The sequence below is a fragment of the Pseudoalteromonas sp. APC 3691 genome (assembly GCF_030408135.1).
Taxonomy (GTDB): domain Bacteria; phylum Pseudomonadota; class Gammaproteobacteria; order Enterobacterales; family Alteromonadaceae; genus Pseudoalteromonas.
The window spans coordinates 13,476-36,986 of the sequence record NZ_JASDCB010000030.1 but is presented as its reverse complement, the minus strand read 5'-3'; the positions used below and the strand labels follow the sequence as shown (position 1 = coordinate 36,986).

Below are 23,511 nucleotides of genomic sequence, written 5' to 3'. Positions count from 1 at the left end.
AATGTTTGTATTTTTTGATCTATAGCGGACATGGCTGAAAATATTCTTAATTGTCTAACATAGAGTATTAGATTAAATATATTTTTGAATTATTATACATTCTAATAACATTTACACTTCATAAGCTCAAGTGCTGAATAAATACACCAGCCCATATTAAAGTTGCGATGATAACGCTCACCATCACAGCCAAAGAGCCTAAGTCTTTCGCTAAACCTGACAGCGGATGAATTTCCGCGCCAATTCTATCGACTACTGCCTCAATAGCGGTATTGAAGATTTCTGCCAACAATACGAATAATAAAGCGCACCAAAGAAACACGTACTCAAAAAGTGAAAATGGAAAGAATAAACAGCCCACAACGAGAAGAACTGACAGCCAGAATTCTTGTTTAAACGCTGCTTCATTTGCTATCAGCCATTTAAACGCTCTGAGTGAATGCCCCGCTGCTAGGTATATTCGTTTTATTCCCGTCGGCTTTTGCTTAGTACCCATTGATTGGCTCCTGTTGGCTATTCTTAGCATTAGGTTTGGAATTAGGAAAGTGTAAGGTACGAAACACTACCGCGGCTATCAAACAAATGATTAACCATGACAACGTCATCGTTGTTAGTGTGTGACTTAAAAAATGGTCACCTATCGCCATCTTATAACTCCCCATAATCCAGCCAGTAGAAACAGCAAACGCTATCGCAATACATTGGTATTTCGGACGATAAAACAAAAAGAATAATGACATTAAGGCAAAACCACCGCTGGCATGACCCGCAGGAAAGCACTTGTACTTTTTAGTTGACTCAAACGATTCAGGCATTAATTCAAACGCCTTAACATAAGGGACATCGCCGCCATATAGTTCAAGCTGCGCAGGACAAGCACCATTGGTTGTTGCTTTTAAACCGCCGATGACTGACGGCACTAACATCAAAGAGAAAATAACCACTAATAATCGCTTTTGAAAGTGCTTAGAGTACTTGCGTCTACAAGCGATAACGTAAAAAGCAATGAGCGACAGTGCCAACAAAATAATGCTGTATTTAGGCAACAAGTAAAAAATAAAACGATAAGGCTCTTCATATTTATCAATTAACCACGTTTGGTTGGATGCATTGAATAACAAATTTTGAAGCCAAATATCGCTATTTGTTGTTTCAAATAAAAAAGCAATAAGCGTTAATGCATACATTGAATAAAGCAGGTGTTTACTCAAGTTCAAAACAATTCTCCATTTGCAAGGTGTTCCCTACTACCACTTCTATGGTCGAGTGGTGAATACCGTATTGAGCTGCGAGCAAATCTTTAATTGGCTTAAGATCTTGGAATTGTTCCATCGTTTTTAAGTTAACACTGGTTTCTAAATACACTTCGCTATCATCTAATTGCCACACATGAATGTGTCTTACTTTTTCAACATTCTCCATTGATTCGATATCCTTACAAATCTTATCGATATCGATATCAACGGGGACCGCTTGCATTAAAATACGAATACTTTGCTTAGCTAAAATAATACCGTGGTACACCACATAAACCGAGATAAGTATGGTTGCCAATAAATCGACAACATACCATTGATATAAAATGATCAAACTACCCGCAACAATGACAACGACAGAAGCAAAGGCATCAGATAAATTATGAATAAATGCCGCTCTGAGATTCAAGTTATTCTTCGCGCCTGCTTGATAAGTCAACCACGCGGTTATGGAATCAATCGCTAAGGCTATTGTCGCAATCCAAACAACAATCCAACCATCAATAGGTTGAGGGTTAAAGTACTTCTCAACTGCGGCATAAATGAGATATATACCAAGAATAATAAGGGTAGTAGTGTTGATTAATGCCCCGATAATTTCAGCCCGTTTAAAACCAAAAGTCATTTGGCTATTAGCGGGTTTTCTTGCAATTTTTCTCGCAACAATCGCAATAACGATAGCGCCTGCATCACTGAGGTTATGAAGCGCATCAGCAATCAAGGATAAACTACCTGATAAAACCCCGCCGATAACTTGGGCCACAGTAAGTAAAATATTGATAAATACTGCCATGCTTAATTTTCCGTCATGGTTATGTGCATGGCTGTGCGTATGGTTATTATTTGACATTTACTCTTCCTCTTGCATAACAAATAGTGGTGATGGCGCTTTTTCAGGCAATGACATATCTGTGCTGATATTTAACGCATGTAGTAAAGAAAAAGAAAAAGCATCGTGAGAACTTTCTTTTTTACTTTGTTTGACCGTACTTTCCATATCAACGTGTGATGAAGAGCCGAACCAAGCAATTAAAGGTACATGAGTCTGTTCTTCAGGCGCCAGCATGTAAGGCATACCATGTAAGTAGAGTCCGTTCTTACCTAACGATTCACCATGATCGCCAATATAAAACATGGCAGTTTCAAAGTTGGTATTGTTCTCTTCTAATAAATTAATGGTTTCATTGATAAAGTAATCGGTATAGAGAATGGCATTATCATACGCATTAACAATTTCGCTAGTTTCACAGGCGGAGAGTTCGCTTGTTTGACAGGCAGGAGTGAACTTCTCAAAGTCTTTGGGGTATCGTTTGTAATATGCCGGGCCGTGGTTGCCCATTTGATGAAGCACTATGAGTACACTACCTTCTTGATCATCAATATACCCCTGTAAACCGTCTAACATACCAATGTCACGACACTCTATATCGCACACTGAATTTAGCTCAGGTGATTTGAAATTTTGGTATTCGACACGATCTGCGACGCCTTTTGAACTAGAGTTATTGTCTCGCCAAAGGACACTTACCCCGGCTTTGGAAATAACATCTAATACGTTTTGTGTTCGCCGTGCTTTTTTATTATCAAATGACTCTCGGTTATCGAATGAAAACATACAAGGGACCGAAATCGCGGTTGATGTGCCACAAGCATAGAATTTATCAAAACTAATTAAATCATCTCTTTGAGCTAATAATGGTGTAGTTTCTCGTTTATAGCCATTTATAGAAAGATTACCCGCATGGACAGTTTCACCGACAATGACAATGTAGAGTTTTTTATGCGACTCTTTATCAATATCATTGGCAGAGTTTACTACCATTAAAAATTCGTTATTTTCTTGCTGTTCAAGCACGTCCTTGAGGAAAAATCCCGTAGAGTAAATGGGATAGATAGGATTTAAGTAAAATCTTAATGGCTTGTGTTCTCTAAAGAAATTAGTGAATTGAGCACTAAAAATATAAAGTGAAACAGTAATTACACCAAGTGCCATGATGGTATTACTTATTTGTAGCCAACAGTTTTTTGTCCATGACGATTTATCTATTTTGACCATAAAAAGGCAAGCTATAGGTACTATGGCTAACAACAAAACAGTTAAAAAATACTCAAATGACAGTAAGTCAGTTGCTTCATCGATATTCGTTTCAGCAATGTTTTGAATCATTACATTATCAATGATGGTGCCAAAGCTATCGGTATAATAACCAGCCATGGCAGATAAGAGTAAAAGACTGCTCAGTACTATTCGAACGGGAATGATAATACTGAAAAATGACACAATAATGGTTAATACACTCATTACCACAAGAGTCAGCGCGATAATAAAACCTTGATTATCTTGCCACGGGTATACCGAATTAACTTGTTCAAAAAATGTAGAATTGCCCGTCACTATAATAAATAGCACGGTGGCGATAATAAGGAGGTTTGGCGAATAATTGAAAAACGACAGCTTTTTCATCATTATTCCCTAAATTTAGGATGCAAAAATTCGAAGCTAATAAAAGCCTACTATTGAATCTCTGCATCGAGTGAAAATGACTGGCTAAGCCCTGCTTTTGACAAGAGCTTAGCTAGTAGCGATTTATAGTGCTATCAAATTAGTTACTTACTTTATTAATTTGTAAGTTAATGAGTAAGTCACTAAGTTATCTAGCGCGTTAGTCTCTAAGATCTTTGATTTTGGCTTTTGAGAACCAAGCATATAAAACCGGTAACACAAACAAGGTGAGTAACGTTGCAGTAACCAAACCGCCAACAATAACACTCGCCAGTGGTCGTTGAATTTCAGCGCCAACTCCATTGGACATCAGCATTGGAATTAAACCTAACGCAGAAGTAATGGCGGTCATTAATACTGGACGTAAACGAGATACTGCCCCATCAAAAACAGCTTTTGAGGTGTCTATACCATCTTTTACCAGCTGGTTAATGCTTTCTACCATGACTACACCATTAAGCACGGCGACACCAAACAAAGTGATAAAGCCGACTGAACTTGGCACTGACAAGTATTGACCTGAAATATACAGTGAGAAAATACCACCTATAACGGCCAAGGGTACATTCACTAAAATAAGCATCGCTTGACCAACAGAGCCAAAGGCGAAATAAAGTAGCAAGGCAATTAGTGCCAATGATAGAGGCACTACCACTGATAGTCGCTGCTGCGCACGTTGTTGGTTTTCAAATTGACCACCAATCACTACAGAATAACCTGCAGGTAAATCTACTTTGCTATCAATAACTGCACGAATGTCGCTAACAACACTTCCCATGTCTCGACCTTGAACATTGGCTTGAATTACCACGCGTCGCTGTACATCATCACGTCGCACTTGTGGTGGGCCAGATTCAAAACTGACGGTAGCAATATCGCCTAAACGTACCCAAGCACCCGTAGGTGATTGTATTCTCAGATCTGCAATAGCTTCTTGGTTATCACGGTATTTTTCTTCAATGCGAACATAAATATCATAACGTTCATTGCCATTGATTATTTGGCCAGCGCTAACGCCACCGATACCGTTTTTAACCACTTCCATGACATCGCCAACTGAAAAACCAAAACGTGACAATTGCTGTCTTTTCGGTTTAATCACTAACTGTGCTTCACCAGCGATTTGCTCTAAGGCTACATCTCTTGCGCCATCAATTTGTTTGATTGCCGCTTCAATTTCTTGACCTTTGCTCGCCAACATATCTAATTCTGGTCCAAACAATTTAATGGCAAGTTGCGCTTTAACTCCTGACAGTAATTCATCTACACGAGTCGCTATGGGCTGTGAAAAGTTAAGTAATAACCCTGGGAATTGCTCAAGTTTCTCTTCCATTAAACCTTGTAATTCAACGCGATTTTTGGCACTTGTCCATTCTGAAACAGGTTTTAAGCCAATGTAAATTTCGATGTTATTAACTGGTTCAGGATCACCGCCGATTTCAGCACGTCCAATTCGACTTAGGGTATATTCAACTTCGGGGAACTCCATTAACTTTTCTTCAAGAATTGGAGCAACCGACAAGGCTGTTTCTAAACTTGCTGATGGCGCTAATGTTGCTCTTAGGTTAATGGTACCCTCTTCTAATTCTGGTACAAATTCAGTCCCTATTTGAGGTATTAAAGATGCTGCACCCACAAGTAACAATAATGAAGCAATAATAACTACTTTCGTGTGTTTCATCGCGGCTTTGAGGCCTTTTCGATAAAGCTTATCTAATGGTTTTAAGACAAAACTTTCTCTTTCTTTAACGCCTTTATTAAACATAAAGGTTGCTAAGGCTGGAACCACAAACAGTGCCACAAAAATAGCCGAAATAACCGCTAAAATAATACTGATAGCCATCGGCTGGAACAATTTAGCTTCCACTCCTTCAAAGCTAAATAACGGTGTAAATACCACTAAAATAATAGAGGCAGCAAAAAATACCGGGCGTGCAACTTCTTTTCCTGCTTCTTTTAATCGTAGAGGAATGCCTTCTTTATCATGTTCTACATCGTGGGGATCAGCATCTGTGCCTAACGTTCTCGCTTGCGCATTTTTGTAATGTGTTGAATCAGGTCTATTAAGGTGTTTGAACATGTTTTCAACCATCACAACAGAGCCATCAACCAACATACCAATAGCAACAGCGATACCACCTAACGACATTAAGTTTGCCGATAAACCTATCCAAGACATCACCATTAAGGCGATAGCGATTGAAATAGGAATTGAAATTAACACTAAAAAGGTTGCGCGTAAGTTCATTAAAAACAGAGCAAGTACGATAGCGATAAATATAAATGCCAGCGCTAATGCTTGCACTACAGTATCAACTGCTTTAGTAATTAAATCTGCCTGATCGTAGAAAGGTTCAAAACGTACGCCTTCAGGTAGTGCTTGGTTGATCATTGGAATACGTGCACTTATACCGTCGATTGTCACTTTAGTATTTGCGCCCATACGTTTCAATACGATACCTGAAACCACTTCACCTAAGTTTTCAATGTTACCCTGTGCATCTCTGCGCGTCATAGTAACTGCGCCTTGGCGTATTTCACTACCCAGCGAAACCTTGGCTACATCTTCGATAGTCACCACAGTACCATCAACCGTTTTAACCGGTACTTGTCTAATATCAGCTAAACCTGCTTCGCCACTATTAAACCAACCTGTGCCACGAATAACTAATTGCTCTTGTCCACGGTTCATGTACCAACCGCCAACATTGGCATTGTTGTTATCGAGTGCAGTAACAATATCGTCTTGCGTTAACTCATATGATAATAATTTACTTGGCTCAATGTTGACTTGATACTGTCTGACGTTGCCGCCAAAAGATAAGACGTCGGTAACACCATCTACCGGCATAACCAATAACTTTACTATCCAATCGTTCAAGCTCCTTAAGGTCATAGAATCATAACCAGAATCTTTATCTGCAATTAACAAATACTGAAAAACTTGACCCAAACCTGAGGTGTTAGGTCCCATTGCTGGTGTGCCCACGCCTTGCGGAATTAACTCTTTTGCCGCTTGTAAACGCTCAAATACTAACTGGCGAGCAAAGTAGATGTCTGTGCCTTCTTTAAAGACAACAGTAACACCCGATAAACCCGTTTTTGAAATAGAGCGTACTTGCTCTACATCAGGCAACGCATACATTACTGCTTCAATGGGATAGGTTATTAACTGCTCTACTTCTTCAGCGGCTAAGCCCGGTGCTTCAGTATTAACCGCTACCTGAACATTGGTTACATCAGGAAAAGCATCTAAATTTAGTTTTGGGATCACCATAACAGAGCCTGCCATAGTAGCAATTAGGGCGATAATTACTAAGAGTCGATTATTGATCGACCAATCAATTATTTTATTAAACATAATCTTATTCCCCTAGTGGCCGTGCGGATCAAATCCGCCTTTTGCTATTTCTGACGCAACAAAAAAGGCACCTTTTGTTACCAAACGGGTATTAGGCTCAATACCGATAATTTGACGGTAATTGCCTAATGGCTGACCTAATTCAACTTCAACGGCTTTAAATTCACCAGGATGGTCTTCAACAAATACCGTCCAATCACCATCGGCACCACGCATTAATGCTGTTTCTGGTACTGCTATTACAGGGCTTTGCGTATCAAACTGAAAATTTACATTAACAAACATGCCTGAATGCAAACTGTCATCAGTATTTTCAACCGACAGTCTAACGATTCGGGTACGCGTACTTGGATCAATGGTATGTGCTTCTTGAATGACCTTGGCAACATGCACTTGCCCGGCAAACTCAACTTTTGCAATGGTGCCAATAGGAAGACTTAATTTTTTATTTGGCGAAACACGCGCTTCAACCCATAAGTCTTTTTCATCAGCCAATACCATGATTTTTTCACCGGCAGGCACACGTTGTCCTTGAGAGAAATCATCACTTAAAACCACACCAGAGCGCTGAGCGACTAAGGTATATTCACCAAGATTTGATGAGTTGTTTTTTACAATATCTTTAATGGCTGCTTTGGTTAAACCAAAGGCAGTTAATCGACCATAAGCTGAAATGTAATCTGTTTCACTGGCTAATAGGCGGCTTTCACTGACGGTGCCAAGGCCCAATTTTTTAGCTCGTTGCCACTCACTGTAAGCAACACGATATTGTGCTTGTGCTTCGGCCATTGATTCACTAAATAAGGTAACTAAAGACTGACCCTTAGTCACATGTTCACCTAAAATAGCATGACGACTGATCACTACCGATTCAGTACGTGAAGAGACAATGTAACTGGTATAACCGTTCGCTTTTATTTCTCCTGGTGCATAGATACTTTTAGCAAAAATTGCCGGCTTTAAGTTAGTCACTTTGATATTGGCGAGTGCCATTTTTTCTGGACTAAAACTTATGCCTTCTTCATGTTCTTCTTCAGCTGTTTCTTTACTCGCTGTTTCACTACCATGGTCATGACCGTCATCAGATTTCTCCTCCGCAGCATGGTCGTCTTTGCTTTCATCACTACCATGTTCATGACCACTTTCGTCATGCACTTCTTCACTTTCAGAGTCATGATCATGGTCAGTTTTTAATACGATGGATTGCTCTACTGCTGGCGTTTTTTCTAGAGCGGCATCGTTATATGATAATGCCGTAGTTGACACGACAGCTAAGCCAGTAAATAAACTACTTAGGGTAATGAGTTTTATTTTTTTCACTATTTTATGAGATGTTTTATCAGTTATTTTATTTTTCATTTTTAATTCCAAATTCTGTAACAATTCACGCTCATCAAGCCGCGTAAAGTGATATAATAGGTTTAGTTTAATAGCTTAGTTGCCGCATTTAATTGGCCTACATCGAGTAGCCATTGCACTTCGCTTATTTTGAACTGGGCTTGTAATTCAATGCCCGCGTATAAACCTTCCGCTCTTTGTTGTAATGCCAATAAATAATCCGAGGTATTTAAATCACCTACTTGCCATTGTTTTTGCAATAACTGCGCGCTGTGTTCGCCGCGTCCTTGCATTAACTGTTGCCAACGGCCAAGGTATTTTTTATTAGAGATTAGTGAGGCAGTACTTGCCTGTATCAAATACTTTTGCTTACGCATTACTGAACGAAAATTTGCTTCTGCGGCGATAGCTTGTTGGTTTTGTGCTTTGGCATTAGCTTGGTAATCATTACGAATATTTAACGGCATAGAAAAAGTAACTCCGACAACATTATCGACATCATTTTTTCCGGTACTAATTCCAATGGTAGGATCGGCTTTGGTTTCAAGCATGGCATATTGAGCTTTACTTTTTTGCATTTGCCACAGTGCTTGAGAGGCTAATACTTGCGGGTGCTGCGTTAACCACTGCTCAGCTACTTGAAAGTTTGTAACGCCTAAGCCCTGCTCTGGATATGCTTGTGTATCAGGACGCCAATCAGGCAACAACTCATTAACCTTGGCTTGAGCTTGTGTTAACTGTGCTTGTATTTGGGCCGTTTTATTAAGCATTTGCGACAAATTCAAGAAAGTTAACTCAGCATCAACCTGACCAAGATCGCCAGCTTTCTGCCTTTTAGTTACAATTTTAAGCAAGGTTTCTAACTGTTGCTCTTGTTCAAAAGCAAGTGACGACTTATCCATGGCAAGTTGCCAATTAATAAGTGCTTTTAAGGCTTGTGCTTTTTTCTGCTCTATCGCATAAGTGAATTGTTTACTGGCCGCCGTTAATATTTTATCGCCGATAGCAGCATTAACAGCCTGCTTATCCCACAAGTCAATCGTTTGGCTAATACCAATATTGTAATTATTTCCGTCACCTTCACGCTCGTAACCTGTCGATAGTTCTGGGTTGTAAAGTGGTAACTTACTGCCCTGTGCTTTGGAAAATTCAGCATTCATGAGTTCACGTGCTGAGACAATATCAGGGTGTTTATTGATTTGCCGATCGAGCCAGTCACTCGATAGCGTTGGCTTAGCAAAAGCGAAGCTACTAACAGATAAACTTGCTGAAAAGCCGATAAATAATGCGATTCCAGTAGATTTTGCTGAGAAAAATTTCATAATAATCTCTTAATTTAATAATAAAATGCCGCAACTAAACCAACTAGGCTACATTAAGCGCTAGTTAAGAATAAATTTGTTACGAATATAGCTTTAAAACTAAATTAAACGATTGGGGGGCGTATAGGTTCTTCAGTGAATATTTTATCTACATGAACAGCATAAAAATATTGATTTGTAATAATAAGTTTAGGGGTCTGTAGTGTAGATTTATTACTGGCAACCCACTGTGTGTGAGTGCCTTGACAGTGACCACAATGATGGCAATCTTTAATATTATGTTCAGTGTCAGATGATTCATCGAAAAGTTCAATATCTTCACTATCATGGGAATGTTCTGTTTGAATATGTAGAGAGTCAATCTGATGACTTTCATTTGAATTAGCCACAGAAGCAAACGACTGCAATGCAATCGATAGTACTACTAACAAACTAATCCAAGTATTTTTCATTTTTACTCTAACATCAAAATTTTAAAAAACATGGTAGTCAAGAAACCCACTCAAGTCAATCAAATTAAGTAGTTTATACAGGACAATCCACGGCAAGATCATTATAAATTGAACTTCTAGAACAAGTAGCGATCAGATCAAGGCATTATAATCACCTTGGTCACTTAATATGAGCGCTACTTTTCTGAAACACTTTGATTCAATTACCGATCCTCGCATTGAACGCTGTAAAAAGCATGAACTTATCGATATTCTCCTCTTAGCCATTAGTGCTGTACTCTCCGGCGCAGAAGGATGGGAGGATATTGAAGATTTTGGGCATCTAAAACTTGATTGGTTAAAAAAATATGGCGCTTTCAAAGAGGGTATCCCAAGACACGACACCATTGCCCGTGTCATTTGTCGGTTAAAATCAGATGAAATAGAGCATTCATTTCAATCTTGGATATCATCACTTATTGAAACCACTGGTGCTGATATCATTGCCATTGATGGAAAAACAGCACGTCGTTCATTTACAACCAAAGATAGAAAAAGTGCCTTACATACCGTCAGCGCATGGAGCTGCCAACACCAATTAGTGTTAGGGCAAACAGCCGTTGATAGCAAAACAAATGAAATCACCGCAATTCCTGAATTACTTACCCTGTTGGATATTGAAAATAGTATTATCACGCTTGATGCAATGGGGTGCCAACAAGAAATTGCTAAACAAATAATTAAGCAGAAAGCGGATTATATTCTGGCGCTAAAGGGCAACCACTCGGGTATGCAGATTGAATTATAAGCTTGGTGGCATAAGAATGAGCGCGAAGGATTAACCAAGAGTAACTATGATAAACATGCCGAAATCAGCTCAGGGCATGGGCGCATTGAAACAAGAACTTGTCAGCAATTACTTATTGATAAAAGTTGGTTAGGCAAAACTTACCAATGGTATGGTTTAAAGAGTGTTATTCAAGTCACCGCACAAGTTCACGATAAATCGGCGGGTACAGACACTATAGAAACCCGTTGGTATATTAGTTCGTTGGCACTAGATGCAGAGCAATCGCTCAATGCGGTACGTAGCCACTGGCAGGTTGAAAGTATGCATTGGATGTTGGATATGAATTTTAGGGAAGATGAATCGAGAATACGTAAGAAGCAAGGACCGCTTGTGTTTAACGTCATGAGAAAAATAGCCATGGCGTTATTTAAGCGAGATACAACTAAATCAGCAAGTATGGCGAGGAAAAAGAAAATGGCAGGGCTAGACGATGATTATCGTTCAACCCTGTTAGAACCTGGGATTAAAATGCGCCAGCCGTGGAAATAATGCCTAAAAAAGTTCATCAAAGTAGCATTCGCAAAGCACTCATAAATTTAATTATGCTTATTACAGCTATTTGCTTGTCGCTATCTATTTCGATATCTACTTATTTAAGCGTAAAAGAGCAAAAGCAATTAATCATTAATAAACTCGTCATACTTTCTGAAATTGTAGCTTTTGATGCTGGTAAATCAGTAGTTGAAGATGATAGAAAAACAGAAGAAAAACGCCTTAAGTCATTTGAAAACATCCCTCTTGTCAAAAACATACATATTTATTCAATAGAAAAAGCATCAAAAAAACCTGTTTTTTTTATTAGCTTTAATGCAAAAAAAACGCCTCCAGTGCCGTTAAGAATAGACAGTGTTGATAAACTAAAAACACCACGAATTACGAGCGATAATATTGAACTAACCCGCCCTATTTACGATAACGAACAGTTGGTCGGTTATGTATACATGCGAGGAAGTCTCGAAAGCTTAGAAACTTATATTGAAAGGAAAATATTAATAGATGTGCTATTAACGCTATTAATTTTGATAGTTGTTTACTTTATTGCTATAAAAGTTCAAAGACGTATAGCTAAGCCAATAGAACAGCTAAGCATGCTATTGCAGGATGTATCTAAAAATCATAACTATGATACACGCGCGCCAGGAACCGATGTAAAAGAAATAACCGCTCTTTCAAATAGTTTAAATATCATGCTTGCACGTACCAAAAAGCAGCTTGAGCGCCACGAAAAAGATAAACAAGAAATAAAACAGCTCAACCAAAGTCTTGAAGAAAAAGTAAGTCAACGAACTATTGCTCTCAGAGAGGCAAATCAAGAGCTATTATCAACCCTTGAGCGAATGCACCAATATCAAACACAAATTGTTGAAAACGAAAAAATGGCGTCTTTAGGGCAAATGGTGGCAGGTGTTGCACATGAAGTGAATACACCAATAGGGCTTGGTATTACAGGTTCTACATTACTACGAGATAAGCTAGCAGATATACAACAAAGCTTTAATGATAAAAAACTAACCTCTAACCACTTAAAACGATTTATAGATGAAGGTATTGAAAACTTAGATTTAATCTATCGTAATCTAAATCGCGCCGCAGACCTTATATCCAACTTTAAAAAAGTAGCCGTAATCCAAGACGACGGTGTTAATACCTATATTAATGTACATACATTAATAACTGACGTTTTAACATCAATTCAATCTGATTTACTGTCTAAAAAGCCTATCGTTACTATTAACTGTCCGAACGACTTAATCATTCACAGTAAGTCAGAACCTCTACAGCAGGTGTTTCAACAGTTACTTATAAACTCTGTAATTCATGGATTTATAGGTAAAGAAAACAACGAAATTCGCTTTGACGTAGAGCTGGTAGGGAAGGTATTAACAATCGTTTATTCTGACAATGGCCAAGGCGTTGATAAAAACATTAAAAATAGAATTTTTGACCCTTTTGTAACTTCAAAGCGTGGACAAGGTGCAAGCGGCTTAGGGATGCACTTGGTATACAACCTAGTAACACAGGCACTTGGTGGAAGAATTATGTTTGATCTTGAAGAAGAACACGGTGCTCGCTTTATAATTACTATTCCTTAAATAAAGATCACTAAAAAGTACATATATTTAAAATTTATCCTTGAATTAGCATTTAATGACCTCATTAATGAGGCATGTGATAAGCGCGTAACATTATTTAATTACCTTAAATAAATATTACCAAGCGATTTATGAACTTTTTTATCTTTGCTGTATCACATATATTGATGAAAAGTTAGAAAGTGATATAGTTTTGCTTTGAATTAGTCTGATTATTTTAAATACCTTGCTTGATTGAATGATGTATCAATTATTAAAGGGAAATGGCTTCGACTTTATGATTCAAATGACTACATCTACGTATATATCAATTAAACAGTAGTTTTTGCACTGCCCTTTTTAGTAGACTTTGGACACCCTGCTGTTTTATTTTTATCCAATTTGTTTTTTCCTTGTTAACAAATGGGTATAATCCTATAATCTCTAGTAATCGGTTATAAGTTCATCACCGGTTTTTTATAAATAAAATATTCCAAAAGGTTAATTAATAATGCAAACGCCAGTCATTCTAATCGTAGAAGATGAAGACGTAACTCGACTGAACCTAGTTAGTTTATTTGAAGCTGAAGGGTACAAAGTTATTGAAGCCATTGATGGCGATGATATGCATGACAAGCTTACAAATAACGATGACGTTAATCTTGTAGTTATGGATATCAACCTTCCTGGTAAAAACGGTCTTATTTTAGCCCGTGAATTACGCCAAAAGCGTAAAGTGGGCCTTATATTCCTAACAGGTCGTGACAATGATGTTGACCGTATTTTAGGTCTTGAAATTGGCGCAGATGACTACGTTACTAAGCCATTCAACCCACGTGAATTAACTATTAGAGCTCGCAACCTTATTACTCGTACTGCTTTAGGCGGTGAAGAGTCAGCACTAGAAACAAATGGTGTTATTACATTTAACGGCTGGGAACTTGATGAAAATAGCCGTTGTCTTACTTCTCCAAATGGCGACGCTAAGCGTTTACCAAAAGGTGAGTACAGAGCACTTCGTTTAATGCTTGATTCTCCAGGTCGTATCTTTAGCCGTGAGCAATTAATTAAACACATGACAGGACGTGAGCTTCGTGCAAATGACCGTACTGTTGATGTTACTATTCGTCGAATTCGTAAGCATTTTGAAAGTGATAACTCAACGTCAGAGTTAATCAGCACCATCCATGGTGAAGGTTACCGTTTCATTGGTAAAATTGACGCTTAATTAGAGCTAATTAGTTTCACTCTAATTGCTGTAAAAATAAATGAAGGGCTTTTTGTCCTTCATTTATTTTATCTGCTAGAACATCTAACCACTTCTTTAAAACTTCATCAGATTCATCTATTGCACCATGCTCCATTACTTTGGCATGAAGCTGCACATCATTAAGACCTACTGAGCCAGCCGCACCTTTAAGTTTATGTGCCACTGATTCATATTCTTCTCTATCACCGGCAGTTAATGAAGTAAGTAATTCTTGCTGATATTGTGGACTTAGCTTTTCGAATAACTGACTACTGCGCCTAAATACGACCAAACCCATTGAATTTACAAAGTCTTCTATTGTTTCAATATCTAATAGGTGTGCATCAATACCTTCAAGTGCTTCTTCACTCACTTTAAGTTGTGGTTCTGAGCATTCACTTTGCTTAATGCCAAATAAGTCAGCCAGCATTTTATCAAGCTTGACTGTATTAATTGGTTTAGCCAGTGCGCCTTGTATTGATATACCCTCAAGCTCTTTTTCAGCACTACGTACATTAGCTGTTAAAGCAACTATTGGTAATTTATCAAAATGGCTATCTGAACGTATTTGCTTAGCAACCACGTCACCGTTTATATCTGGTAACTGCATATCAAGTAGAACTAAGTCGAGATCATCTTCGGTTTCAACAAACGAAAGTGCATCCTCACCGGTTTCAGCCCATAAAACTTCATGGCCGCGTTGCTCTAATAAGTTTGTAGCAATTTCGGCGTTAAGAGGCACATCTTCCACTAGTAAAATATACAAGCCTCGGCCAACATAACTTTGCTCTGTAGGTGCAATACATAAACTAAGCGGTATTTGCACTGTAAAACAACTTCCCTCACCTTCAGTACTATTGACTGTGATTATCCCTTTCATTGCACTTACAAGTGCCTTGGTTACAGCTAAACCAATACCTGAGCCTATCGCGTTAGTCCCTTTTAAATCCGGTGCTTTGTAATACATATCAAATATATGGGCAAGCTGCTCGGGTGGAATACCTTGACCAGTATCCGATACCTTAATAACTAACCATGGGCCTTCTACACGATTTTCTCGGCTACATTCGAGTGTTACTTTTCCTTGTTGAGTAAACTTAACTGCGTTGTTAATTAAGTTCCAAACAACTTGGCGTAGTCGAGTTGGATCGAGCTGAGCATAAATATCAAGCATGCCATTGCGCTTAATATCAAACTCAAGTTCTTTCTGCTCTGCTATTAAACCCGCAAAGTTAACTACATCGTTTATAAAGTCTGACACATTTATAGAGTTGGTCGCTATATCGAGCTGATCTCTATCTATTTTATCTAAATCAATAATATCGTTAAAAATATTACCGAGTGTCTCAGCACTCGAAAAAATAGTATTACCCCAACTACGCTGCTGCTTATTCAAATCAGTATCAAGCAGCATTCGTGTTAAACCAACAATACCATTAAGCGGAGTACGCAGCTCATGGCTTAGCGTAGCAATAAACTTACCTTTATCTTTGTAGGCAGTTTCAAGTGCTTGAGCTGCTTCTTTACGGCTAGTAATATCACGACCAAAACCCAGTAAACCAATGTAGTCACCGTCATCATTTATAAAAGGTAATTTACGAAGCTCAAACCAACGTGTTTCACCGTCCACTTCATAGCCTACATCTATAGTCAGCGCTTTATGGCTTTGCTCTACTTCTTTATCGGTTGCTAAAACCTCAGCTAAAAAATGACTCGGGAATATCTGTTCAACCGTTTTGCCAATTAGTTCGCTACTTGATTTTCCCATTACTTCTTCAAACATTTTATTACAACCGGCAAATACACCGTTGTTATCGCGGTAATAAAATAAATCAGGAGATGAATCAACTATTGAGCGTTGCAACATACTTTGTTGAGCAAGTTCTTGTTGAGTTTTTTTACGTTCAGCAATTTCTCGTCGTAACTCTTCAATAGCACGGTGCTTGGCATGAAACGCCATTTTACGTTCATCAATTTCAATATTTAGACGACTAATATTATCTTTTAAGGTTTGATTTAGAAGCTTTTCTTGTTTGGTTGCGCTATCTAAATAAGCATACGATGCATCTAATTGGCGAATTGAATTAAGCAATACACTTATAATTAAAGGGGAAACCACAGCAGTAAAAAACACCACAGCCAAAATATCAACAAGATGCAATTCACCAATCGCTACATAATAAAACATGCTCGATAAAATAAGAGATACAGTTAAAAATAAGGTGTAACAAATAGCTGCGGTTTTAAATTCACCAAATCGCGTTATTGAGCTGGAAAGTACCCGAGCCCATGGGCTCAAAGAATAATCGGTCATACGTAATTTTATCTCTTAGCTGTGTGCTTAAATATAAAGAAGGCAATGCGCATGTATAAACATACCATTTACCCAGATTTTAGCATTTTTCTTCTCCCTATATTCATGTTGTGCGATAAAAACAGAATTTTTCATGTTTGATTTTGCTTCTCTCCTCAACTCATCATTTCAGCAATAAATTATTTAGTGTAAAATGCCCCGCTTTATTATCTCCAAATACGAGTAGCGCACATGCAAACCAATATGCCAGATATAGCAGACACAGCACCCGCTTTACAAACAGGTAAATTAGACTGGGTTGGCATGGGCGAAATCGAACTGCCATTTATTTTTGAATCGCGAGACTTATCACCGGTAACAGTAAACGCTAAAGCCCGTGCATTTGTTAATTTGCATAAAGAAGATGCCAAAGGCATTCATATGTCACGCCTATTTTTGGCACTTGACCTGCTTTCAACCGAGCAGCAAGTTAATCCGCAAACAATAGCGCAAGCACTCGATACCTTTATAACTAGCCACGAAGGGCTAAGCGATAAAGCACAAATTGAATTTAAATTTGAATTACCGCTACGCCGTAAATCACTATTAAGTGGTAAAGCGGGCTGGAAAAGCTACCCAGTTGTACTTACCAGTACAATTGAAAATAACATTATTAGCTACGAGCTAACCGTAGATGTTACCTATTCTTCAACGTGCCCATGCTCTGCGGCACTTGCGCGCCAGCTTATACAAAATGCGTTTAACGAAAAGTTTAATCAAGAAACCTTAAGCCAAAAAGATGTCCACGAGTGGCTAGGCACTACACAAGGTATTGTAGCGACACCTCACTCGCAGCGCTCTATTGCAAACGTAAAAGTAAAGCTTGATAGCAATATTCAAGAATTTGACGTTGTGACGCTAATTAATACCCTTGAAGCAGAACTTAAAACGCCTGTACAAGCGGCAGTAAAACGCGAAGACGAGCAAGAATTTGCCCGTTTAAATGGTCAAAACCTGATGTTTTGTGAAGATGCCGCACGTAAAATAAAAGCATTGCTGGAGGATGGTAATTACAGCGACTACTGGCTGCAAATAAACCATTATGAATCACTACATGCACACGATGCTGTAGCTATTGCGGTTAAAGGCATTGAAAGTGGCTACAAAGCTTAATTGCTGCGTAGTTTTACTTTTAAAACAAACGGTATTTATTTTATAACCCATACTTTTTAGGCACGTAAATTGCTTTATTTGAGCAGTGTCAATTTGTTGTTATGGAGTTACCGTATGGAATTCGCTTTATTATTAATCTTAGTGTTAGTTGTCGGGGCCTCTGTTGTTGCGTCAAAATTTAATGACGATGGCGGAAACCCGTATCCTTTTACCCGCAAGCAAACTGTTTTTACTCAGGTTGAAGGCGCTTTTTTAAATCTTCTCGAGCGTGCTGTTGGCGATCAATATAAAGTTGTTAGTCGCGTTAAGTTAATTGACGTTATTGACTGTAAGCAAGGTCTTTCTGTTAAATCTAAACGTGCTGCTTTAGCTAAAGCTAAAAATAAGCAACTCGACTTTGTATTAATCGACAAAGAAAAACTAACTATTGTTGCGGCTGTTGACCTAGTTAACAATGCCAATAAAGATGGCCACAAAGCTCAACGCGATTGGTTTGTAAACGGTGCATTAGAGTCTGCGGGTATTCCACATATTCGTATGAAAGTTAAATCGGGCTACCGTCCTTCTGAAGTACGCGATGCAATTATGTTTAAACTTGGTAAGCCTGCAGCAACACAAACGCAGCGCCCTGTTCGTAATCGCTCACATAAGCCAGCGGTACTTTCACCTTCTCAAGCTAAAGCACAAACAACTGCTTTAGCTGAAATTTAAAAACCAAATTAAATACTCTCCTAAAAAGTATTTAAAGCGAGCTCATAAACAAGCTCGCTTTTTTGTTTTTTATTACTAACTTCACGTATAATCAAGTGATTCAAACTCAGGAATTAAACATTATGAATGTTGGTATTATTGGCGCAATGGAGCCAGAAGTTAAAATTTTACGTGAAGCGATGCAAAACCCACAAATTTTAACTAAAGCAGGTTTCACTTTTTATACTGGTGAATTGGCTGGTAACACAGTAACACTTGTTCAATCTGGTATTGGTAAAGTAGCATCAACGATTGCAACCACCTTACTGATTGATAACTTCAAACCTGATTGCGTAATTAACACAGGCTCTGCCGGTGGATTCGATCCATCACTAAGTGTTGGCGACGTAGTAATTTCGTCAGAAGTACGTCACCACGATGTAGATGTTACTGCTTTTGGCTACGAAATTGGCCAAGTACCTCAAATGCCAGCAGGCTTTGCAGCTCACCCAAAATTAGTAGAAGCAGCACAACAAACAATCGAACAAATCAGTAATGTTAAAACACTTGTTGGCTTAATTTGTACTGGCGACACCTTCATGTGTGATCCAGTACGTATTGATAAAGCACGCAGTGATTTTCCTACAATGCTTGCCGTTGAAATGGAAGGCGCTTCAATTGCACAAACGTGTTTTACGCTTAACACGCCATTTGTTGTTATTCGCTCAATGTCTGATATTGCAGGTAAAGAGTCACCACAATCATTTGAAGAATACCTAGAAACAGCATCAATCAACTCATCTAAAATGGTTGTCGCACTTTTAGAAAAGCTAACTGCAGTGTCTCTTTAAATGCTTAGCAATATTGTTCAAAACCACTTGGACTTTATTGCCTTCATACTAGCGCTCCTTGCTGAGCGCTTTATTCCTCTTGTTAGCTGGTATCATCCTAATACAGCGTTAAGCGCGGTTTTTAGTGCTATTGGCAAGCGTATATACAAACGCAAAGAACCTAAAAGCTATCAATATTTAGCAGCTATACTCGCAAGCACGCTCATTTTAAGTGTTATTCTCATTATAGTAGTGTTATTGCTTGAGTTTGCTTTTTACCCTGAATTACTCGCAGGTCTTATTTTATACTTATGCTTAGAAAGTAAGAGTATTGATAAAAAAGCGCTCCGTATTGCAAAGCTAACTAAACAAAATCAAAAATCGACGGCACGCGAATTACTAAAACCACTGCTTGCCCGTGAAGTTAATAGGCTTTCATCTCCTGGTATTATCAAAGCATTAATTGAGAGTTTAATACTGCGCACTGCTCGATACTATTTCGTAATTATATTTATATTTTTAGCCTTTGGCCCTATTGCTGCTCTCGCCTATCGATTACTTACTTTAATACAACAAGCCTGGCGTAGTGATATATCTCCAAATAGCTACTTTTTAAAACCGCTTAAAATTCTCTTGTTTATTATTGAGTATATTCCAATGCGCTTGCTGGCTTTAACTATTGCAGCAAGTAGAGCGAGCAAACAAAGCATGCACTACATAAAACATTACGGCAGGCACTTTTATCAAACTAATACTGGTTGGCTACTCAGTACATGTTCTGCATCACTTGGTGTACAACTAGGCGGGCCTGCGGTTTATTTGGGTACTCGCTTTAATAAAATGCGTATTGGTACTGATAGACTACCTACCCCCGAGGATGTGCCCGTTATAATTAATAGGTTAAATCAGGCCCGTGCATTTTGGTTGTTAGTAATTGTAAGTATTGAAATATTAAAAATGATTTAGTGACTATTTAGTGACTACCTCGTATCTATTTACAGACCCAATATACAAGCACAAAAAAACCAGCCTAGGCTGGTTTTTTAGTTTCATACTGTATTTAAGCTACAGTGATGTTTGCAAACTTACGTTTACCTACTTGGTAAATAGCCGTTGTACCTTTTGCTACTTCAAGTTTGGTATCAGTGATTTTATCTTCACCGTTAAGTTTAACTGCACCTTGCTTAATCATGCGCATTGCTTCTGACGTACTAACTACTAAATTTGCTTCTTTAAGCAAGTTAGCAATTAAAATAGTATCTTCTGAAATAGTGATTGTCAGCTCAGGGATTTCATCTGGTAATGCTTTTTTCTGAAAACGCTGAATAAAATCATCATGTGCACCTTGTGCATCAGATTCACTATGAAAACGAGCAATTAACTCTTTAGCTAGCTCTATTTTAATATCGCGCGGGTTAGTACCTTGCTCAACACGCTCTTTTTGAGCTGCAATTTCTTCAATAGAAAGCGCGCTTAATAAATCGTAATAACGCCACATTAGCACATCACTAATTGACATTATTTTACCAAACATATCGTTTGGCACATCAGTAATACCAATGTAATTACCAAGTGACTTAGACATTTTTTGAACGCCGTCAGTACCTTCAAGTAATGGCATCATTAATACTGTTTGCGGCCTTTGGCCTTCAACTTTCTGTAGCTCACGACCCATTAGTAAGTTAAAGCGCTGATCAGTACCACCTAGCTCCACATCAGACTCTAGTGCAACCGAATCCCAACCTTGTACCAGAGGGTATAAAAACTCATGAATTGCAATTGGTTGACCGCTGCCATAACGCTTTTTAAAGTCATCACGTTCAAGCATGCGCGCTACGGTTTGGTTTGCAGCAAGTTTTATCATACCTGCAGCGCCTAACTTTTCCATCCAAGTAGAGTTAAATGCAACAGTGGTTTTAGCAGGGTCGAGAATTTTGAATACTTGTTCTTTATATGTTTCAGCATTGGCTAATACGTCTTCGCGAGTAAGTGGTTTACGCGTTACGTTTTTACCTGTTGGGTCGCCAATCATGCCAGTAAAGTCACCAATTAAGAAAATAACCTCATGACCTAGATCCTGAAAGGTTTTCATTTTATTAATTAGTACAGTGTGCCCTAAGTGTAAATCAGGTGCTGTAGGATCAAAGCCTGCTTTTATTTTTAGCTTTTTGCCCGACTTTAGTTTTTCAACTAGTTCGTCTTCAATTAATATTTCTTCAGCACCGCGTTTTATCTCTGCTAGAGCGGTTTGTAAATCCACTTTGTATTACTCCAAAATTCTGCCTACGAAGGGGCGACTAGTTACTTGTAATCACGGTTTTTATTAAGGTTTAAACCGAACATATATATGTAGCTAACATAACAAATTTCTATCTAATTAAAATAACTTTTTAAGTTATTAGGGCAACTAAACTAAATGAATTGAGTCTTAGTTAGATAGGACGTTAAAAAAGGCTTTCTACCCTTGATTTTAGCGTAGTTTAAATCTACAAAACACTAGTATTCGCACATTATTAAGTATATCCTGCAATATTACGTATTTATTATCTTGACAGCAGAAAAAGGCACGTTATGGTTCACGTGGTTCACACGCTCCCCAAAAAACACAAATTGCTTATTCTAGGTTTGGTTTCTGCTATTGTTGGCTTAGCCTTTCTTCCTTCTGAAAAAGCCACTGCATCCAAAGACAATAGTGCAAATGCACTAGAAATTGGTAAGCGCTATGAGTTACAAGTTAAAGTTGATGACAACGAAAAATTAACTGAGCTAAATTCAGAGCAAGCAGCAGAAAAGTTACCAGAATACGACTTTGTCGATCATAAAGTTAAAAATGGCGACAATTTAGCAATTATCTTTAAGCGTGCTGGTTTTTCAGCTCAAACGCTTCATAAACTAATTAACACTAATGCAGAGACTCGCAAGCTAACTAAAATTCATCCAGGTGAAGTACTCAGTTTTGCTACTGCTGAAGATGGCTCTTTGGCTCAACTGCGTTATGTAATTTCAAAAACAGATACTTTATTTGTTACCTTAAACGACGAAGGTAATTACGATACAGCTATCGATAGTAAAGAAATTGAAACGCTAACTAAAACCGCTGGCGGCGAAATATCTAATAACTTTTGGACTTCAGCAATTGCGGCAGGTTTAAGCGAGCGCCAAATAATGAACTTTGCTGACATATTTGGTTGGGATGTTGATTTTGCAAATGATATTCGTAAAGGCGATTTATTTGGCTTAATTTACGAGTCTCATTATGTTGATGGCGAGTTTATTGGTACCGGTAAAATTATTGCCGCTGAATTTGTAAACCAAGGTCAGCGCTTTGCAGCGATTCGCCATACCGACGGCAATTTTTATACGCCTGAAGGGCGTAGCATGAAAAAAGCATTTTTACGTGCACCTGTAAGCTTTAAGTATATTAGTTCTAGCTTTAATCCTAAGCGACTTCATCCTGTTACTGGGCAAGTTAGAGCGCACCGTGGTATCGACTTTGCAGCACGCACTGGCACACCAGTAGTCGCATCAGGTAACGGTAAGGTAGTAAAAGCGGGTTACAGCAAGTACAACGGTAACTACGTATTTATCAGCCATGGCACACAATATGTAACTAAGTACTTACACCTAAATAAGAAACTAGTTAAAACAGGCCAAAAAGTTAAACAGGGCCAACAAATTGGTACTGTAGGTTCTACTGGTCGTGTTACTGGCGCGCATTTACATTATGAGTTTTTAGTAAATGGCGTTCACCGTAATCCTAAAACCGTTAAGCTTCCTAAGTCAGAGCCATTACCTCGCTCAGAACTTGCTAAGTTTAAACCGATTGCAGATAACTTTATTGCCCAACTTGAGCGCAATCGCGAGCTACAGTTAGCACTAAAATAAAGCTTATTAATAAACATTAAAAAAGCCTTTGCAGGTTAAATCTGCAAAGGCTTTTTTGTATACGCTATAAACCATCAATTCATTAATACATAAATGAGCTGAATAACTAAAGATACCATCACTAGCGGCCAAATATATTTACTGTATTTGGTTGCGCCATCAAGCCCTATTTTACTTTGATATTTTTCAAGTAATGGAATGAGTATCGCCAGCGCGACAAACAATCCAATTAAAATAACGAATATATTCATATTAGCG

Annotated in this window: 18 protein-coding genes and 1 pseudogene; 8 read left to right on the top strand and 11 right to left on the bottom strand. The window is 38.3% G+C overall.

Annotated elements, in window-relative coordinates; translation table 11 throughout:
* Nucleotides 1–118: 118 nt before the first annotated feature.
* The 8 genes from QL998_RS11315 to QL998_RS11280 form a co-directional block, all read right to left on the bottom strand.
* Nucleotides 119–496, bottom strand: coding sequence for a diacylglycerol kinase (locus tag QL998_RS11315; protein ID WP_008467350.1), 378 nt, complete (start codon nt 494–496; stop codon nt 119–121).
* Nucleotides 486–1,217, bottom strand: a complete 732-nt coding sequence (locus QL998_RS11310; protein ID WP_002962876.1) for a phosphatase PAP2 family protein — start codon at nt 1,215–1,217, stop codon at nt 486–488. Before QL998_RS11310 ends, QL998_RS11315 begins: the two co-directional genes overlap by 11 nt.
* Entirely contained in the window at nt 1,204–2,106 is a 903-nt protein-coding gene (locus tag QL998_RS11305) for a cation diffusion facilitator family transporter (protein ID WP_016899514.1), read from the bottom strand. Before QL998_RS11305 ends, QL998_RS11310 begins: the two co-directional genes overlap by 14 nt.
* Nucleotides 2,107–3,720: a phosphoethanolamine--lipid A transferase gene (locus QL998_RS11300; protein WP_016899515.1), complete on the bottom strand. Its 1,614-nt coding sequence runs from the start codon at nt 3,718–3,720 to the stop codon at nt 2,107–2,109. It abuts the gene before it with no gap.
* A 199-nt stretch (nt 3,721–3,919) separates the two neighbouring features.
* Nucleotides 3,920–7,120 (bottom strand): CusA/CzcA family heavy metal efflux RND transporter, encoded by a 3,201-nt coding sequence (locus QL998_RS11295; RefSeq protein WP_290192700.1) that lies wholly within the window; start codon nt 7,118–7,120, stop codon nt 3,920–3,922.
* A 12-nt stretch (nt 7,121–7,132) separates the two neighbouring features.
* Entirely contained in the window at nt 7,133–8,479 is a 1,347-nt protein-coding gene (locus tag QL998_RS11290) for an efflux RND transporter periplasmic adaptor subunit (protein WP_024603825.1), read from the bottom strand.
* 62 nt (nt 8,480–8,541) lie between these two features.
* Nucleotides 8,542–9,780: a TolC family protein gene (locus tag QL998_RS11285; protein ID WP_165724380.1), complete on the bottom strand. Its 1,239-nt coding sequence runs from the start codon at nt 9,778–9,780 to the stop codon at nt 8,542–8,544.
* 104 nt (nt 9,781–9,884) lie between these two features.
* Nucleotides 9,885–10,232: a hypothetical protein gene (locus QL998_RS11280; protein WP_016899519.1), complete on the bottom strand. Its 348-nt coding sequence runs from the start codon at nt 10,230–10,232 to the stop codon at nt 9,885–9,887.
* A 169-nt stretch (nt 10,233–10,401) separates the two neighbouring features.
* Between QL998_RS11280 and QL998_RS11275 the strand changes: the two are divergent.
* The 3 genes and pseudogenes from QL998_RS11275 (at nt 10,402) to arcA (ending at nt 14,361) form a co-directional block, all read left to right on the top strand.
* Nucleotides 10,402–11,550, top strand: a pseudogene (locus tag QL998_RS11275) (ISAs1 family transposase).
* On the top strand, nt 11,550–13,154 hold the full coding sequence (locus tag QL998_RS11270; RefSeq protein ID WP_182197495.1) for an ATP-binding protein: 1,605 nt from the start codon (nt 11,550–11,552) through the stop codon (nt 13,152–13,154). The pseudogene QL998_RS11275 and the gene QL998_RS11270 overlap by 1 nt, the downstream one beginning before the upstream one ends.
* Nucleotides 13,155–13,644: 490 nt before the next feature.
* A complete protein-coding gene (gene arcA, locus QL998_RS11265; RefSeq protein WP_002962549.1) occupies nt 13,645–14,361 on the top strand; it encodes a two-component system response regulator ArcA in 717 nt (238 codons plus the stop codon).
* A gap of 16 nt (nt 14,362–14,377) precedes the next feature.
* On the opposite strand, the gene arcB is transcribed toward arcA, so the two are convergent.
* Nucleotides 14,378–16,696 carry an aerobic respiration two-component sensor histidine kinase ArcB gene (gene arcB / locus QL998_RS11260; protein ID WP_182197494.1) on the bottom strand — a complete coding sequence of 773 codons (2,319 nt, stop codon included), beginning with the start codon at nt 16,694–16,696 and terminating at the stop codon, nt 14,378–14,380.
* Between the two features lie 231 nt (nt 16,697–16,927).
* On the opposite strand from arcB, the gene folE2 reads away from it, so the two are divergent.
* The 4 genes from folE2 (at nt 16,928) to ampE (ending at nt 20,334) form a co-directional block, all read left to right on the top strand.
* Entirely contained in the window at nt 16,928–17,848 is a 921-nt protein-coding gene (gene folE2 / locus QL998_RS11255; RefSeq protein WP_076925249.1) for a GTP cyclohydrolase FolE2, read from the top strand.
* A gap of 114 nt (nt 17,849–17,962) precedes the next feature.
* Nucleotides 17,963–18,559 (top strand): DUF2726 domain-containing protein, encoded by a 597-nt coding sequence (locus tag QL998_RS11250; RefSeq protein ID WP_024600757.1) that lies wholly within the window; start codon nt 17,963–17,965, stop codon nt 18,557–18,559.
* A 122-nt stretch (nt 18,560–18,681) separates the two neighbouring features.
* Entirely contained in the window at nt 18,682–19,389 is a 708-nt protein-coding gene (gene mtnN / locus QL998_RS11245; protein WP_290192699.1) for a 5'-methylthioadenosine/S-adenosylhomocysteine nucleosidase, read from the top strand.
* A complete protein-coding gene (gene ampE, locus QL998_RS11240; protein ID WP_182197490.1) occupies nt 19,390–20,334 on the top strand; it encodes a regulatory signaling modulator protein AmpE in 945 nt (314 codons plus the stop codon).
* Nucleotides 20,335–20,428: 94 nt separating this feature from the next.
* Here ampE and tyrS read toward each other — a convergent pair whose 3' ends face one another.
* A complete protein-coding gene (gene tyrS, locus QL998_RS11235; RefSeq protein WP_182197489.1) occupies nt 20,429–21,628 on the bottom strand; it encodes a tyrosine--tRNA ligase in 1,200 nt (399 codons plus the stop codon).
* 311 nt (nt 21,629–21,939) lie between these two features.
* Between tyrS and QL998_RS11230 the strand changes: the two genes are divergently transcribed.
* Nucleotides 21,940–23,253, top strand: a complete 1,314-nt coding sequence (locus QL998_RS11230) for a peptidoglycan DD-metalloendopeptidase family protein (protein WP_024600761.1) — start codon at nt 21,940–21,942, stop codon at nt 23,251–23,253.
* A 74-nt stretch (nt 23,254–23,327) separates the two neighbouring features.
* On the opposite strand, the gene QL998_RS11225 is transcribed toward QL998_RS11230, so the two are convergent.
* Nucleotides 23,328–23,504, bottom strand: a complete 177-nt coding sequence (locus tag QL998_RS11225; RefSeq protein ID WP_170072950.1) for a hypothetical protein — start codon at nt 23,502–23,504, stop codon at nt 23,328–23,330.
* Between the last annotated feature and the right edge of the window lie 7 nt (nt 23,505–23,511).

Coding starts and splice junctions, on each gene's coding strand:
- QL998_RS11315 (WP_008467350.1), bottom strand. CDS start 496: ATGGGTACTAAGCAAAAGCCGACGGGAATAAAACGAATATACCTAGCA.
- QL998_RS11305 (WP_016899514.1), bottom strand. CDS start 2,106: ATGTCAAATAATAACCATACGCACAGCCATGCACATAACCATGACGGA.
- QL998_RS11300 (WP_016899515.1), bottom strand. CDS start 3,720: ATGAAAAAGCTGTCGTTTTTCAATTATTCGCCAAACCTCCTTATTATC.
- QL998_RS11295 (WP_290192700.1), bottom strand. CDS start 7,120: ATGTTTAATAAAATAATTGATTGGTCGATCAATAATCGACTCTTAGTA.
- QL998_RS11290 (WP_024603825.1), bottom strand. CDS start 8,479: ATGAAAAATAAAATAACTGATAAAACATCTCATAAAATAGTGAAAAAA.
- QL998_RS11285 (WP_165724380.1), bottom strand. CDS start 9,780: ATGAAATTTTTCTCAGCAAAATCTACTGGAATCGCATTATTTATCGGC.
- QL998_RS11280 (WP_016899519.1), bottom strand. CDS start 10,232: ATGAAAAATACTTGGATTAGTTTGTTAGTAGTACTATCGATTGCATTG.
- QL998_RS11270 (WP_182197495.1), top strand. CDS start 11,550: ATGCCTAAAAAAGTTCATCAAAGTAGCATTCGCAAAGCACTCATAAAT.
- arcA (WP_002962549.1), top strand. CDS start 13,645: ATGCAAACGCCAGTCATTCTAATCGTAGAAGATGAAGACGTAACTCGA.
- arcB (WP_182197494.1), bottom strand. CDS start 16,696: ATGACCGATTATTCTTTGAGCCCATGGGCTCGGGTACTTTCCAGCTCA.
- folE2 (WP_076925249.1), top strand. CDS start 16,928: ATGCAAACCAATATGCCAGATATAGCAGACACAGCACCCGCTTTACAA.
- QL998_RS11250 (WP_024600757.1), top strand. CDS start 17,963: ATGGAATTCGCTTTATTATTAATCTTAGTGTTAGTTGTCGGGGCCTCT.
- mtnN (WP_290192699.1), top strand. CDS start 18,682: ATGAATGTTGGTATTATTGGCGCAATGGAGCCAGAAGTTAAAATTTTA.
- ampE (WP_182197490.1), top strand. CDS start 19,390: ATGCTTAGCAATATTGTTCAAAACCACTTGGACTTTATTGCCTTCATA.
- QL998_RS11230 (WP_024600761.1), top strand. CDS start 21,940: ATGGTTCACGTGGTTCACACGCTCCCCAAAAAACACAAATTGCTTATT.
- QL998_RS11225 (WP_170072950.1), bottom strand. CDS start 23,504: ATGAATATATTCGTTATTTTAATTGGATTGTTTGTCGCGCTGGCGATA.